The sequence below is a fragment of the Streptomyces sp. SM10 genome, from assembly GCF_002910915.1.
Taxonomy (GTDB): Bacteria; Actinomycetota; Actinomycetes; order Streptomycetales; family Streptomycetaceae; genus Streptomyces.
Genome location: NZ_NEUF01000153.1, coordinates 30,341 through 44,757, shown reverse-complemented (window position 1 = coordinate 44,757; position 14,417 = coordinate 30,341). Strand labels below are relative to the sequence as shown.

Annotated in this window: 14 protein-coding genes and 1 riboswitch; of the genes, 6 read left to right on the top strand and 8 right to left on the bottom strand. The window is 71.6% G+C overall.

Translation table 11 applies throughout. The annotated features are described in order from the left end of the window. Positions 1-367 precede the first annotated feature (367 nt). Positions 368-526, top strand: a riboswitch (cyclic di-AMP (ydaO/yuaA leader). A gap of 5 nt (positions 527-531) precedes the next feature. Both B9S57_RS24240 and B9S57_RS24235 read left to right on the top strand, forming a co-directional pair. After that, on the top strand, positions 532-1,434 hold the full coding sequence (locus B9S57_RS24240; RefSeq protein WP_103517720.1) for a LysM peptidoglycan-binding domain-containing M23 family metallopeptidase: 903 nt from the start codon (positions 532-534) through the stop codon (positions 1,432-1,434). A 163-nt stretch (positions 1,435-1,597) separates the two neighbouring features. Further along, complete coding sequence (locus B9S57_RS24235; protein WP_103517719.1) at positions 1,598-2,425, top strand: SGNH/GDSL hydrolase family protein; 828 nt, start codon at positions 1,598-1,600, stop codon at positions 2,423-2,425. A gap of 36 nt (positions 2,426-2,461) precedes the next feature. On the opposite strand, the gene B9S57_RS24230 is transcribed toward B9S57_RS24235, so the two are convergent. Genes B9S57_RS24230 through B9S57_RS24205 form a run of 6 tightly spaced genes read right to left on the bottom strand, consistent with a single transcriptional unit; the run spans position 2,462 to position 8,722 of the window. Beyond that, on the bottom strand, positions 2,462-3,379 hold the full coding sequence (locus tag B9S57_RS24230) for an STM4011 family radical SAM protein (protein ID WP_103517718.1): 918 nt from the start codon (positions 3,377-3,379) through the stop codon (positions 2,462-2,464). 13 nt (positions 3,380-3,392) lie between these two features. Next, positions 3,393-4,757: an STM4012 family radical SAM protein gene (locus B9S57_RS24225; RefSeq protein WP_103517717.1), complete on the bottom strand. Its 1,365-nt coding sequence runs from the start codon at positions 4,755-4,757 to the stop codon at positions 3,393-3,395. After that, the gene (locus B9S57_RS24220) at positions 4,754-5,566 is read right to left on the bottom strand and encodes an STM4013/SEN3800 family hydrolase (RefSeq protein ID WP_103517716.1); all 813 of its coding nucleotides are present in this window, start codon (positions 5,564-5,566) and stop codon (positions 4,754-4,756) included. The genes B9S57_RS24225 and B9S57_RS24220 overlap by 4 nt, the downstream gene beginning before the upstream one ends. 37 nt (positions 5,567-5,603) lie before the next feature. Then, entirely contained in the window at positions 5,604-6,812 is a 1,209-nt protein-coding gene (locus B9S57_RS24215; protein ID WP_103517715.1) for an STM4014 family protein, read from the bottom strand. Continuing rightward, positions 6,793-7,755 carry an STM4015 family protein gene (locus B9S57_RS24210; protein ID WP_103517714.1) on the bottom strand — a complete coding sequence of 321 codons (963 nt, stop codon included), beginning with the start codon at positions 7,753-7,755 and terminating at the stop codon, positions 6,793-6,795. Before B9S57_RS24210 ends, B9S57_RS24215 begins: the two co-directional genes overlap by 20 nt. 7 nt (positions 7,756-7,762) lie before the next feature. Next, a complete protein-coding gene (locus B9S57_RS24205; RefSeq protein ID WP_103517713.1) occupies positions 7,763-8,722 on the bottom strand; it encodes an STM4015 family protein in 960 nt (319 codons plus the stop codon). Positions 8,723-8,950: 228 nt separating this feature from the next. On the opposite strand from B9S57_RS24205, the gene B9S57_RS24200 reads away from it, so the two are divergent. Together B9S57_RS24200 and B9S57_RS24195 are read left to right on the top strand one after the other, a co-directional pair. Continuing rightward, on the top strand, positions 8,951-9,277 hold the full coding sequence (locus B9S57_RS24200) for a hypothetical protein (protein ID WP_103517712.1): 327 nt from the start codon (positions 8,951-8,953) through the stop codon (positions 9,275-9,277). An 82-nt stretch (positions 9,278-9,359) separates the two neighbouring features. Next, a complete protein-coding gene (locus tag B9S57_RS24195; RefSeq protein ID WP_103517711.1) occupies positions 9,360-10,361 on the top strand; it encodes a DUF6745 domain-containing protein in 1,002 nt (333 codons plus the stop codon). A 68-nt stretch (positions 10,362-10,429) separates the two neighbouring features. Here B9S57_RS24195 and B9S57_RS24190 read toward each other — a convergent pair whose 3' ends face one another. Then, positions 10,430-11,020: a TetR/AcrR family transcriptional regulator gene (locus B9S57_RS24190; protein WP_103517710.1), complete on the bottom strand. Its 591-nt coding sequence runs from the start codon at positions 11,018-11,020 to the stop codon at positions 10,430-10,432. Between the two features lie 69 nt (positions 11,021-11,089). Beyond that, positions 11,090-12,289 carry a Glu/Leu/Phe/Val dehydrogenase dimerization domain-containing protein gene (locus tag B9S57_RS24185; protein WP_103517709.1) on the bottom strand — a complete coding sequence of 400 codons (1,200 nt, stop codon included), beginning with the start codon at positions 12,287-12,289 and terminating at the stop codon, positions 11,090-11,092. Positions 12,290-12,446: 157 nt separating this feature from the next. Here B9S57_RS24185 and B9S57_RS24180 point away from each other — a divergent pair, with 157 nt between their 5' ends. Continuing rightward, the gene (locus tag B9S57_RS24180; protein ID WP_103517708.1) at positions 12,447-12,887 is read left to right on the top strand and encodes a PPOX class F420-dependent oxidoreductase; all 441 of its coding nucleotides are present in this window, start codon (positions 12,447-12,449) and stop codon (positions 12,885-12,887) included. A 123-nt stretch (positions 12,888-13,010) separates the two neighbouring features. After that, positions 13,011-14,207 carry an MBL fold metallo-hydrolase gene (locus B9S57_RS24175; RefSeq protein ID WP_103517707.1) on the top strand — a complete coding sequence of 399 codons (1,197 nt, stop codon included), beginning with the start codon at positions 13,011-13,013 and terminating at the stop codon, positions 14,205-14,207. The last annotated feature ends 210 nt before the right edge of the window (positions 14,208-14,417 follow it).

Genomic DNA, 14,417 nt, shown 5'->3' with positions numbered 1-14,417 from the left:
CGCCCGCGACGATACGACATGGCTGCATCGGGCAACCGTCTCGGCCGCCGCGGTCTCGGCCCGCCCGCGGCGATGATGGCTGCGACATGTCCGTATTGGCGCATTTAGCAGAACATGCCCCGCTTGTACGGGAGATGAGATGAGGCGGGTGAGCGGGATCATATCCGTGACGGTGCGTGGCGGAAATCCCGACGGGTATTCCTGACGCCGCGCGGAAAGCCAAGATCCCTGATCCACGGAGTGTGACGGGAATTCCGCATCGGAAATGAAGCGCGGATTCCGGTCCGCAATCCATGGCTTGTTCCCGGCGTCCCGCCTCGCTTACGGTCACGGTCAATCCGGACGGAACGCCTAATCCTGCCGCCGCCCGGAATCCGCACCGACCCACGTGTGGCAGGAGCGGGGGAACCAGGTAGGCCGCCGTCCGGAGAGATCCGGTACGGCTCGGGGTCAAGTCGCGCACTGCGCGGCCGGGCATCTCCAGTCCGCACCCGACAGCTCACCTCGCAGGCGCCGGAGAGGAAATCCCCCATGCCCGCAAAAGGCAAGCACCGTCGTACGAAGACCGGCCCGATCTCCCGAGGCGTCCTTGCCGCGGGTGCCGGTGGCGCCGTTCTCGCGCTCCCGCTGATCGGCGCCACCGGCGCCCACGCGGCCGAGCAGGCCGCACCGGCCGCCAAGCCCGCCGCCCCCCACAGTGCGCCCGCGTCGGCCGCCAAGGGCTCCCCGAAGACCTACTCCGTGGTCGCCGGGGACTACCTGGCCAAGATCGCGGCCGACAAGAAGGTCAAGGGCGGCTGGCAGGAGCTCTACCAGGAGAACCGGGACGTCGTCGGCGAGAACCCGGCCCTGATCCACCCGGGCATGAAGCTCACGCTCGGCGCCAAGGCGTCCGGTTCCGCCGAGGCCGCGCCCTCGAAGGCCGCTCCAGAGGCCAAGACCTCCGCCCCCGCGGAGAAGACGGCCGCTCCGGCCGAGGAGACGGCCGCGAAGACCGCCGACTCCGGTGCCCCGGAGAGCAACAGCTCCGGCTACGCCGCTCCGGTCGAGAACCCCAACGTCACCACCCAGTACCGCGCTTCCGGTGCCAGCTGGTCCAGCGGCTACCACACCGGTTCGGACTTCCAGGCCGCCTCCGGCACCAGCGTCCGGTCCATCGGTCCGGGCACCGTGGTCTCCGCCGGCTCGGGTGGCGCGTACGGCAACGAGATCGTCATCCAGCACAGCGACGGCATGTACTCCCAGTACGCGCACCTGTCCTCGCTCGAGGTCTCGGCCGGCCAGACCGTGACCGGCGGACAGCAGATCGGCCTCTCCGGTTCCACCGGCAACTCCACCGGCCCGCACCTCCACTTCGAGGTCCGGACCGGCCCGAGCTACGGCTCGGACGTCGACCCGATCGCCTACCTGCGTTCGCACGGTGTCTCCATCTGAGGCACGACACCTGAAGGCCGGGGAGAGGGGCGGTGCGCCACGGCGCACCGCCCCTCTCCTTATTCCTGCTTTACCAAAAACTGACCGGGTGGTCTATCTCACCACCCGTCAACCCCTTATTACGGTCGCGTAGGTCACAATCGAAGGTGCAGGATAGGCCCTTGTGGCAGACGATTCGAGAAACAAAAGACGAGGCATCATCGGGTCGTACGCGGCGATCGGCGACAGCTTCACCGAGGGCGTCGGCGACCCCGGCCCCGACGGGTCGCTCGTCGGCTGGGCGGACCGGTTCGCGGTCCTCCTCGCGGACCAGCTCCCCGCGCCCCTGGCTGTGGCCGGCCGCGCGGACGGCCCCCACGGGAGCTTCCGGTACGCCAATCTCGCCGTACGCGGACGCCTCCTCGACCAGATAGTCGAGGAACAGGTCCCCCGGGCCAAGGAGCTGGCACCTGATCTGGTGAGCTTCTGCGCCGGCGGCAACGACATCCTCCGCCCCGGTTCGGACCCGGACGACGTGGCGGAACGCTTCGAGCGTGCGGTCGCCGAGCTGACGCAGACGGTCGGCACCGTCATGGTCACCACCGGCTTCGACACCCGCAGCATCCCGGTGCTCAGGCATCTGCGGGGCAAGATCGCCATGTACACCGCGCACGTCCGGTCCATCGCCGACCGCTACGACTGCCCGGTGCTGGACCTGTGGTCGCTGCGGTCCGTGCAGGACCGGCGGGCCTGGGACAACGACCGGCTGCACCTCTCGCCCGAGGGGCACACCCGGGTCGCGCTGCGCGCCGCCCAGGTCCTCGGTCTCGAGGTGCCGGCCGACCCCGACCAGGTGTGGCCTCCGCAGGCACACCGAGGGGCCTTCGAGGTGCGACGCGACGACATCCAGTGGGCGCGCGAGTACCTGGTCCCGTGGATCGGGCGACGACTGCGTGGTGAGTCCTCCGGGGACCACGTCGCGGCCAAGCGCCCCGACCTCCTGCCGCTCTGACTCCGGTCACCGACGGCACGTCGGCCGCTCCCGTCGTCAGCGGCTGACGACGGGGAGCGGGCGCCGGGCCGGATCCGGGAACACGAGCCCGTCCGGGGCGGGTGTCCGCGTCGGACGGGCGGGTATCCGCTCCAGCACCCCGCCCGCGAACACGTCGTACAACGGCAGTGTCTCCAGGTGCACATAGCCGATGTGGCAGTCGCACACGCCGAGCGGGCAACCGCGCGGACCGAGCGCGCTCCGATAGCTGCCGTCGTACAGATTGCCCAGCTCGGCGCGGACGAAGTGACAGCGGCGCACCGTCCCGTCACCGTCCACCGAGATCACCGACCTGCCCGTCCGGCAGGGGAGCCCGGCCGAGCGGTGAGGGTGCCGGCTGTAGGGGAACAGCGGGTCCAGCTCCGTCCACCGGTCAGCCTGTTCGTCCGTGTACGTGTGCCCCTCGGCGGCGTTGATCCAGAGGTACACCTCGGGCGGCAGTGCCGACCGCAGCCGGCGGGCTTCCTCCAGGTGTTCGTCCAGGCCGACGACCCCGACGCTGTGACGCACCCCCAGGGCCGTCAGCTCCCGGCACCGGCCGAGGAACCGTTCGTACGGCGTCTGGCCCGGGTGGTACGTGCACCACAGGGCGACCTTGTCGCGTCGCGCCTCCTCCAGCCAGCCGGTACGGCCGCTCAGGTTGGTCTGGACGGCGACCCGATCGATGTGCGGAAGCTTCGAGAGCCCGACCAGCGCCCTCCGGTACCAGGAACGCACCAGGCCCTCGCCCCAGGGTGTGAACAGCACCGACAGCCGGTCCCCGGTCTGCGCGGCGGCCCACGCGGTGAACCGTTCCAGGGCCGCACGGTCGGAGCGGAGCTGGTCGACGCTGTCCCGCCGCTTGGCGAAGGGACAGTAGGGACAGTCGTAATCGCACGAGGCCAGTGGGCCCCGGTAGAGAATCGTCAGGTCCATGGGGAGCGCCCTCTCACTTGGCTTCGTAGGCGGCCATCGCTGCCCGCACCGCAGGGGAGAACAGCTCCGGGCCCAGCGCGTCGGAGTGGGCCAGGCCCTCGGGGGAGAGGCGCAGCAGGCCCCCTCCCGCCGAACCGTCCAGCCAGCCCCGCGCCGAGAAGCGCTCCAGCTCCTCGGGGAAGTCCTCGTGCGGATGGGTACCGAACCGCCCCCGGTACTCGGAGGGACGGAGGCCGTCGGCTTGGAGGAGCGACTGCAGGAGGTGGCGGCGGCGCGCCTCGCCCTCGTCGACGTACCGGCCGACCTCGGCACGGGAGAAGTCCTCGGTGGAGGTGAAGCCGTCGATGATGCCCCGGACCTCCCGCATCTCCACCGCGTAGTCGAAGGAGTAGTGGAGCGACGAGGTGTAGGAGCGGGCGCCGCAGCCGAGCCCGATCATCCCGTCGGTCTGGCAGGCGTGGTCGTCGGGGCCCGTGCGAGGGGCGTCCGCGCGGCGGAACATCCGCATCGACACCTGCTCGTAGCCGTGGGCCAGCAGATGGTCGCGGCCGGTGCGGTACAGCCGCAGCCGCTGTTCGTCCCAGGCGGTGTCCGGGCCCCCGGCCGCGCCGCCGAGCCGCCCGAGGCCGGTCAGCGGGCGCACGTAGAGCGGGTAGAGATACAGCTCCTCCGGGCGCCAGGCCAGGGCGGCGTCCAGGGAGGTGCGCCAGCTCTTCCCGGTCTGGCCCTCGATGCCGTAGATCAGGTCGATGTTGAGGACCGGGATGCGGGCGTCGCGTATCCGCCCGAGCGCCGCCTCCACCTCGGAGCGGTGCTGCGGGCGGACCGCGGCGCGGGCCTCGGCGTCCACGAAGCTCTGCACACCGATGCTGATCCGGGTGGTGCCCCGGTCGGCCAGCACGTTCAGCCGGTCCGCCGTCGCCGTCGACGGCGAGGTCTCGACCGACAGGGGCACCGCTCCCAGGCCGGCGCCCATCCTCTTCTCGGCGATGTCGCAGAGGCGCTCCAGCTCGCCGGCGGTGAGGAAGGTCGGAGTACCGCCACCGAAGGCGGCGGCCGCGAAGCGCACCGGTCCGTCGTCGCCCAGCGCATCGCGGACGGCCGTGGCCTGCCGGTCGAGGGCGTCGAGGTATCGCGTGGTCAGTTCGTCGGGGGCGCCGATGCGGGTGAAGAGGTTGCAGAAGCCGCAGCGGACCTCGCAGAAGGGTATGTGGAGGTAGAGGGAGAGGGCGTCCTTCGGCTCGGCCGCCCAGAGGTCGCTCAGCAACGGACGCCCGGAGGGGTGCTCGCCGAGGGGCCGGTAGGCGGTCTTGTGCGGGTAGGCGTAGACGTAGCTGCGGTACGGACCGGTGTCGTTGCTGTCGGTGCTGCCGGTCATAGGGGTGCCCCCTGTTCGAGGAAGAATTGGGCGTAGGGCACGGTCCATACGGCTTCGTGGCCGAGCCGGTGACCCGTGTAGCCGTCGTCGCCGTAGGCCGTGCCGTGATCGGAGCAGACGATGGCGAAACACCTGCGGCGGCTGCTCGCGGCCGCGAAGAGGCGTCCGATGTGCCGGTCCACGTACTCCAGGGCCGCGGCGTGGGTGGCCCTGGAGTCGCCCGCCTCGGCGGTGGCACCGGGATGATGGAACCAGTTCGGCTGGTGCAGGGCCGACACATTGACGAAGAGGAACAGCGGCCGGTCCGCAGGGAGCTCCCGGACCACCTGCTCGGCGCGAGAGACCTGCGACTCGAAGGATGTCGGAGACGCGACTCCGAACTCCGGCTCCCAGTGGCTCTCCTGGAACATGCCGGGCAGGACGGAACCCAGTGGCGGGCGGCGGTTGAAGAAGCCCACGCCGCCGACACACACCGTCCGGTAGCCCACGGCGGCGAGACCGGACAGGATGTCGGGTGTGTCGTGGACGAACGTGCCGTCCGCGGTCGACTCGCTCCCCGCGAAGCGCGCGGCGAACAGCCGCGGGTGAGGGCCGGGTACCGCGGGCGTCGGCAGGAAGCCCGCGAAGATCGCCTGGTGGGAGGCGTAGGTGAAGCTTCCCGGTGCGTGCCTCTTCTCCCAGACGCCCCCGGGCAGGTGACGGACGAGATTCGGGAGGCGCCCCGCAGCGGCCAGTTCCTCGGCCACGTCGAACCGCAGGGTGTCCAGGGTGACGAGCAGGAGGTCGTGGCTCCCGACGATCGCGTTCATGTCGGGGTTCCCCGGCCGCGTGTCGCAGGACGGGGGATCAGAGGGTGTCGATGGCACGGTCGTTCCTCGCGTGGTCGTTGTCCGTGGAGCCGGGACCCCGGCGGTCCCCGGCGGCCCGGCCGCCGTGCGGGGGCCGGGCCAGGACGGCGGCGATCTGCGCGCCGTAGGTGTCCAGACCCTCCGCCCCGCTCCCCGGAAGCCCGGTCAGACGTGGCAGCAGGTCCCCGAAGGCGTTCACCTCGCCGACGGCGAAGCGCCGCCAGCCCGTCGAGGGCAGCAGGTCGACCCCCACGCTCAGCGTGTCCGGAAAACAGGCCGCGGCCCGCTCGCACACGGCCAGAGCGGCCCTCCAACTGCCGCCCGCCGCCTCGACGGCCGCCCGCACCCCGTCCAGATCACCGCGCGCCCCGCCCAGATGCAGATTGGTCATCGGGGACCTGCTGGTCCGCACGACGGCGTGGGTCGCCCGGCCCCCGACGACCACGACCCGGAGGTCGGCGGCCCGTCCCCGCTGGGACGCCTTGGGCAGCCAGCGCTCGATGTGGAGTCCGTCCGGGGCGAGTGCGTCGACGAGGGCGGCCACCTCTCCCTCCGTCGTGAGGCGGCATACCCGCAGCGAGTTGAACAGCCGTCCCTTCACGTCCCGTTCCACGGATGTGGACGCCCGGATCCTGGCCGGGCCGGCCGTCTCCAGGGCGATCACCCCGGACGCGGAGGAGCCGTGCGCGGGCTTCAGGAAGACCCTCGGCATGCGGTGGTCCGCCATCAGCGCCCGCACGTCGGACCACCCCCGCACCGGTGCCGCGTCGGGCCCCGAGGTGGGGGAGTCCGGAACCGGCACCCCTGCGGCGTCCAGCACACCGTGGCAGAGCCGCTTGTCGAACATCACCGCGATGTCCCGGGGACCGTCCAGCAGCACCGCGCCGACAGCCTCGGCAGCCCGCGCCACCTCCCGGACGGCCGACGTGAAGCGCGCGTACCATCGGCCCGATCCCTCCACCCTCGTCGGATCGCCGGCGCCACGGAGCAGGTGGTCCACCTCGGCGTCCTCACCGGGCGAGTCGACACGCACGGTCTCCCCGGGAAGGAAGGCCGCCTCCCCTCGCAGGACCTCCAGCCAGGACACCGTGCGCGCGGCGGGCAGCCCGGCGGCACGCACCGCGTCCTGGAAGAGCCCGACCCTGCGGTTGGAGGGAATGCCGACCACAGCGAGACGCGGCGGCGGGCTACTCGCTGACAGCGACATAGCGCGTGTCTTCCTCCAGCTCCCGGTCGTCCACCCTGGTGAGATCGACCCGGACGCCGGCCCGGGCGCACAGATCACCGATCCGGGAGACGAACGGCTCCGAGAGGTAGTGGTGGTGCAGGTCCAGAGAGGAGAGATGCGTGAGTGGCTGTCCGTCGAGGAGCGCTTGCGCTCCGGCGTCGCTGAGCGTTCCCATGGCCAGGGACAACGAGTCGAGCCGTGCGACCACCGGTGCCGAAGCGACCGCGGTGGCGATCTCGTCCTGGATCTCGCTGTTCTGCAGTCCCAGACGGCGCAGGCCCGGGAAAGCGGCACCGGAGAGCACGGGTGACAGATCCGCGACCGTGGCGTCGCCGCCGTACCAGGCCGAGCCGAACCAGAGCTCCAGATGTTCGAGGGCGGGAAGTCCGGACGCTGCCACCGCGCGCACGACATGCCCCGGCAGCCCGCCCGACTCGAACCGCAGCGACCTCAGGGCTTCGTGCCGGACCGGCCGCAGTCGGAGATGCTCCTGCCCGGCCACCGGGTCACCGCATCCGCGCACACCCAGCTCCTCCAGGAGAGGGAGCGCTTCCAGCACCGGAGTGATGTCGCACATCTCCAGCCAGGACAACTCGCACTGCTCGCTCTCCACATCGGCGAGGAACAGCGCGCGCAGGGAAGGGAAGCGGTCTGCGTCGGAGACGATCGAGTCGACGACCGGGCCCAGGGAGACGTACTCCCCCTTCCACCACGGGCCGATCAGCAGCGCGCGGACGCGGGCGGCGTCGACCTCGGCGAGGAAGTCCTGCCAGATCTCTTCGAACGTCAGCTCGTACTGGCAGTCCAGTCGCCATGCCACGGAGTCGGCCGGAGGGAGCGCTCGTGTCCCGGCCGGGCGGGGCAGGGGGAGCGTGTAGACCGGCAGGTCGTGAAAGGTCTCGGGGTGGGAGATGTCGGTCATCGTGTCCTCACTCCGCCACCGCGGTGTAACGCCCTTCGGCACCGCGGTTGTCCCACGGCTCGCAGCGCCCGGACAGATCGACCGACACACCGTGCGGCTCCAGGGCCTCGGAGACACGGCGTTCCATCGGCTCGGTCAGGAAGTGGTGGTGGAGGTCGAGCGAGACGAGATGCGTGAGGGGCTGCCCTTCGAGCAGGGCGGCTGCACCCTCGTCGCTTAGCGTGCCGTTCGACAGGTCGAGGGTGCGCAGCTGCGCGAGGACCGGCGCCGAGCCGAGGGCGACAGCTATCTCGTTCTGCAACTCGCTGTTGCGCAGGCCCAGATGGTGCAGCCGGGGGAAACGGGTGCCGGCCAGCAGCGGCGCCAGATCAGGGAGGACGACGTCACCCCCGTACGCGGACACGCCGAGCCAGAGGTCCAGTCGCTCCAGCGCGGGCAGCTCACTGTCGAGCACGCCGCGCACCGCCTCCGCCGGGAGACCGCCGCTCTCGATGGTGAGTTCACGCAGGGCCTCGTGCCTGATGGGCGGGAACTCCAGCTCCGTGCCGCCGCGTACACCGAGGTGGGTGAGCGCGGGGAAAGCGGTGAGGAGCGCGGTGACGTCCGACTGCTCGATCCACGAGATCTCGGCCTCCTCCGCTATCAGGTCCCCGACGAAGACGGCCCTGAGGGAGGTCAGCCGGTCGGCCGCGGCGACGACGAGACCGATGGGATAGGAGGACTTCTCCTCGTACGATTCGCCCCACTGCCCGATGATCAGGGCCTTGACGCGTGACGGATCGACGGCTGCGAGGAAGGCGTCGAACTCCTCCTCCCAACTGACGTCCGCCTCATCCGAACCGTAGGGGTCGACGCTGATGCGCCACGCGGCGGCGTCGGCCGCGGGACGGGCCGGCCCCTCGGCCCCGCGCTGGAAATCGACGGCCTGAAGGCCGAGCCACTCGTGCAGACGGTCCGCGTCGGACATGGCACCGAGCTCCTGAGAATGAGGACGACTGATGTCCGCAAGGTCTATCAGGCGCCACTGACATTGATACAACCGTGCGACCGGACCGGTGCCGCCGCGGCTCCGCCCGCGCCGGCGGCGGTTCCGGGTCGGCCGGCGCACGCGGAGCCAGGCATGACTGTCAGACCCCTCTCGTAGCGTTTTCCTCGAGGCCGGCACGACGGGTGCCGGGACGGAGGGGAGGCGTCTGTGTACCGGCAGGGCGACGTACTGATGGTGGCGCTGGAGGAGTCGGAGGTGCCCGCGCGCCTCCTCGACGCACCCGGTGAACTGCGCGACGGCCGGGGGAGGCTGGTCCTGGCGCTGGGCGAGGTCACGGGTCACGCCCACGCGGTGCGGGGGCCGGGCCGCCTGATGAGGGAGGCGGGGCCGTTCGGTCCGATGCTGCTCCATCTCCCGGAGGGTGGGCGTGTGGTGCACGAGGAACACGCCGCGATCGCTCTGCCGAAGGGATGGTTCCGTGTGGTGCGCCAGCGCGAGTACACCCCGGGAGCGGTCCGGATCGTCGCGGACTGAGCCGTCCGCGGTGAGCGGCGGGTGCCGGGGGCGGTCCGGTGATGAGCGGTCAGGAATCAGGAACAGGGGACGGGGAATACCGATGCAGTACGTGAACGCGTGGCGGGCCGTTGCGGCGGCGACGGGCGGGGCCGACCGGGGAGCGGCCGAGGACGGGGTGCGGCACGCCTACCGGTCCGCGGGGCTCGCGGAGCCGGAGCGCGTCATCTGGGTGGACTCGCCCCGGGCGGCCGTCGGCGTCGTGGAGAAGTTGTCCGGCGCGGGCCGCTCCGTGCGCGAGGAGGTCCGTACCCGCCCCTGGGCGGAGGAACGCCGCAGGGTCTACGACGATCTGGGCCCGGCCGGCTGGTCCGCCCTGTGGTCCGCCACCGGGGCCCAGCTGTGGGAGACCACGGCAGCACTGGCCGACCGGATACGGACGGGAGTCGTCGCGGAGCTGGCCCCGCGGCCCGAGGACGAGTCCGGCGTCCGGCTCGTCCTGCTCGACGCGGTCCTCGGCCAGCACGACGCGGCCTGGCTCTCGGCCTTCGACGGACGCGGCGACCGGCTGACCGGGCTGGCGGAGGTCGCCAGGAACGCCGGCTGGTGGTGGCCCTACGAGCACGCCGTGGTGATCTGCGAACGGCCCGAGGCGCTCCACCGAGACGAGGCAGGACGGCTCGACCGGGCGGACGGCCCGGCCCTCGCCTACCCGGACGGATTCGCCCTGCACGCGTGGCGCGGCATGCCCGTGCCCGCCGCCTTCCTGGACGGCCTGGCGAGCCTGACTCCGGAGCGGATACGGGCCGAGGAGAATGCGGAGCTGCGCCGTGTGATGCTCGAGTACTACGGCTACGACCGCTACCTGGCCGAATCGGGCGCGGAGCCGGTGCACCGGGACGAGACCGGCATCCTCTGGCGCATCGCGATGGAGGGGGACGAGGACGTCGTGATGGTCGAGGTCGTCAACTCCACCCCCGAGCCGGACGGGACGCACCGCACCTACTGGCTGAGGGTGCCGCCCAGGACCCGGACCGCGAAGGGAGGCGTCGCCTGGACCTTCGGGCTCGACGGGGACGTCTACGCCCCGGTGCGCCAGACCTGACCGGGCGGCCGGCGGCCTCCGGGGCCGCCCCGCGAACGGCCCTCGCGGGCCCGCCGCGACCAGCACGCTCAGGCGGTCAGTGCCCCGTGGTCGATGCCGAGTTCGCGGGCGAGCGCCTCTTCGGTCCACTGCAGCATGGTGGCCCGGGACAGCGGACCCGCGTAGGACGTCATCTGGACGGCCAGCCCGTCCAGCAGGGCGGTCAGCCGCCAGGCGACGGACATCGGGTCCTCGCAGTGGAACTCACCGGCCGCGGCCCCCTCCTCGATGACCTCGGCCAGCTCCGCCTTCCACTGCTGGTCGAGATCGCCGGCCACCTCGCGCAACACCGGATCGCGCAGCGAGGAGGCCCAGCCCTCGATCCACAGCCGCCAGCCCTTGGCGCGGCCGGTCGGCGCGTACCAGCGGACGGCGGCCCGGAGTCGGCGGACCGCGCTGGTGCGGCGGGTGAGCAGCTTGCGCAGATGGGCGAGATCGGCCTCCGCGGCGTAGGCGAAGGCGGCGGACACCAATTTCTCCTTGGACGAGAAGTGGTACAGCACCAGTGCGTTGCTCACCCCGAGAACAGCGGCCACGTCGGCGATCCGGACGGAGGACACACCCCGGACCTCGATCTGTTCGACGGCAGCGCGCAGGAGTTCCTCACGTCGCTCCGCCACGCTCAGCCGTACTCTCGTCACGCGGTCACCCTAACCAACGCGCCTGCCCGGGCATCCGGCCCCGGTGCCCTACCGGTACCAGCCGAACCGCTCCGCCATCACCGGAAGCCGGTCCGCGGCGAGCGCGTGCGCGGCCGCCCGTGGCGTGCATCCGTCGGCCGCCGCCCGGTCCAGGACCTGGCCGACGAGGGCACGCATCGCCCGGCGGGTATGACCGAAGGCCTCCTCGGCATCGGCCTCGACGTCCCCGAACAACGTCCACCACCACCAGGCGTTCGTACCGGAGTTGACCACCACGTCGGGCAGCACCGTGATGCCCCGGGCGGCGAGCAGCGTCTCCGCTTCGGGAAGCACCGGCATGTTCGCCGCTTCCACCACCCAACGGGCCCTCACCGAAGCCTGGTTCACGGCGTCCACGGCGTACGACACGGCGGCCGGGACCAGCACCTCCGCGTCCGCCGCCAGCCAGGCGTCCGCCGGCAGCTCCTCCTCGCCCTTCCGCAGGGCCCCGCGGTCCACCGCCCCATGGGCGTCCCGCGCGGCCAGCAACGCCTCGACGTCCAGGCCGGACGGATCGGCGATCGTTCCCTTCACGTCGGCGATGGCGACGACGGCCAGCCCGGCCCGGGAGAGGAAGCGTGCCGTCGCCCCGCCCATGGTGCCGAACCCCTGCAGGGACACCCGGGTGCCGGCGTGCGCCACACCCGCCCGGTCCAGAGCGGCGAGTACGGATTCCGCGACACCGCAGCCACCGACCAGCTCGTCCAGCCCGAGCCCGTCCACCGTGACGGCGAAGGCGTCCGCCAGTCGCCGCCGAGCCCCCTCCTCGTCGTCCAGCAGGGGGAAGACCGCCTGGACCGTGGAGACGAGTCCGGCCTCCGCGGCTGCCCGGTCGACGAGGTCCTGGCTGAGCCCGAGATCCTCCCCGGTCGTCCAGACGCTCTCCACGTACGGTCGAACCGCCCGCAGGAAGCGGACGAGCACCCCGTACGCGGCCGGATCGCGAGGGTCGCAGTCGATGCCTCCCTTGGCTCCGCCCAGCGGGATGTAGCGCGCCTGTGTGTCCTCGGCGTCGAAGTGCAGGGCCTCCTTCATCGTCATGCCCCTCGCCAGGCCCGCGACCTCCGCGAGGGTGCACCCCTTCCTCATCCGCAGACCACCGCTCGACACACCACGCACCAGTCGGTCGACGACGAGGTACCCCTCGGCGCCGGTGACATGGTCCGTCCAGGTCAGGGAGATGAGCGGGGCGGGGAAGGGGGACGTCATAGGGCGGCTCCTGCGGATCACCTGGAGAGATTTACTGAACAGCGAGTCAGTATCAGGAGGTGTGGCGACAGCTGTCAACGCGCGCGGTCCGCCCCGATGTGACGCGTCCGTACGCCAGATGCGGAATCCTGCGGGGGGTACGGACGTTGGATTCGGCATGACTGACTTCGAACCGGGGCGTGAGGCGCTGCTCCGACTCCTCGGTGAGTACGACGGCGGTGTGCTGGTCACCCTCAAACGAGACGGCACGCCCCAGCTGTCCAACGTGAACCACGCGTACTACCCCGACGAAGGGGTGCTCCGTGTGTCCGTCACCGAGGGCCGGGCCAAGACCCGCAACCTCCGCCGGGACCCGCGCGCCGTCTACCACGTGACCAGCGACGACCGCTGGGCCTGGACCGCCGCCGACGTCACAGCCGAGCTCACCCCGCCTGCCGCGGACCCGCACGACGCGGTGGTGGAGCAGTTGGTCACTCTCTACCGGGACGTCAAGGGCGAGCACCCCGACTGGGACGAATACCGCCGGGTGATGGTCCAGGACGGCAGGGTCGTCCTCACGCTGCGCGTCGGCCACGTCTACGGCCAGCCCCGTGCCTGAAGCGGCACCGCCCGCCACTCGGGTCCGGGGAAGTGCGGGACCGTGCTCCGTTCACCGCCGAGCTCTCGCCCCGCCGTACCTCCCGACCATAATGAGACGACACCGACTCCCCCAGGAGATGTTGTGACCGGCGCCGACCACCAGCCCTCGCTCCGTACCCGACTGCGCTCGTTGCGCCCGGACGCCTTCGGGGCGGACCCGGCAGGGGCCCGGATGGAGCGGATCCGCCGCTCACCCAATTTCGCCGACGGAGTGTTCCAGAACCCGGAAGGGGCGCGGACCAGACCGTCCGGCTCCATGCTCGAATTCGCCAAGGTCTACTTCCACAAGGAGGAGCGGGTCCGCCGGTCCCCGGTCGGCACCGTGCCCGTCCACGCCACGACCCTGGCCGACCTGGCCACGCCGCCTGCGACGGGCCTCCGGGTGACCTGGCTGGGACACTCCAGCGTTCTCACCGAGATCGACGGCCGCCGGGTGCTCTTCGACCCGGTCTGGGGCGAGCGCTGCTCCCCCTTCGCCTTCGCCGGCCCCAAGCGGCTGCACCCCGCGCCGCTGCCGCTGGCCTCGCTCGGGCCCGTCGACGCCATCGTGATCTCCCACGACCACTACGACCACCTCGACCTGCCCACCATCAAGGCCCTGGCGGGCACGGACACGGTCTTCGCGGTGCCGCTCGGTGTCGGCGCCCACCTCGAGCGGTGGGGCGTGCCCGTGGACCGGATCCACGAGCTCGACTGGAACGAGACCGTGCAGGTCGCAGGCGTCGGCCTGACCGCCACCCCCGCGCGCCACTTCTGCGGGCGGGGGCTGCGCAACCAGCAGCACACGCTCTGGGCGTCGTGGGTCGTCGCGGGCCCGGAGCACCGCGTCTACCACAGCGGGGACACCGGCTACTTCTCCGGCTTCCAGGACATCGGGGCCGAGCACGGTCCCTTCGACGCGACGATGATCCAGGTCGGTGCCTATTCGGAGTACTGGCCGGACATCCACATGACACCGGCCGAGGGCCTGCGGGCGCACCTGGACCTCCAGGGCGGCAGGCCGCACGGCGCGCTGCTGCCCATCCACTGGGGCACCTTCAACCTCGCCCCGCACCCGTGGTCGGAGCCCGGGGAGTGGATGAAGGACGTCGCCGACGAGGCGGGCCAGACGGTGGCCCTTCCTCGGCCCGGTGAGCCCTTCGAGCCCTCCGGCGACGTCCCCACCGAGCCCTGGTGGCGGGCGGTGGCCCACCCGATCACGCGCCCGTGGCAGCTTTCCGAGGTGATGGACACGGCACCGGCGCACCGGGAAGAGGTCGACCTCGCGGGAGAGCGGTGACGGAGGGCGACGGGGACCTCGAGCGGCGATCGACGGGCGGGTGGTGCCGCCGCTTGCCCTGAGCAGTTGGTCATGTGCGTGGGGTCGCCGTTCGCAGTGTGGAGGCGTTGGAGGTGGAACCAGTCGACCCAGGGGAAGGCCTCGCCGCGCGGAGTGTGGCGACCCCGGCTTCGGGCGTCGGCAGATATGGCTGTGCCATGGGTACGATGC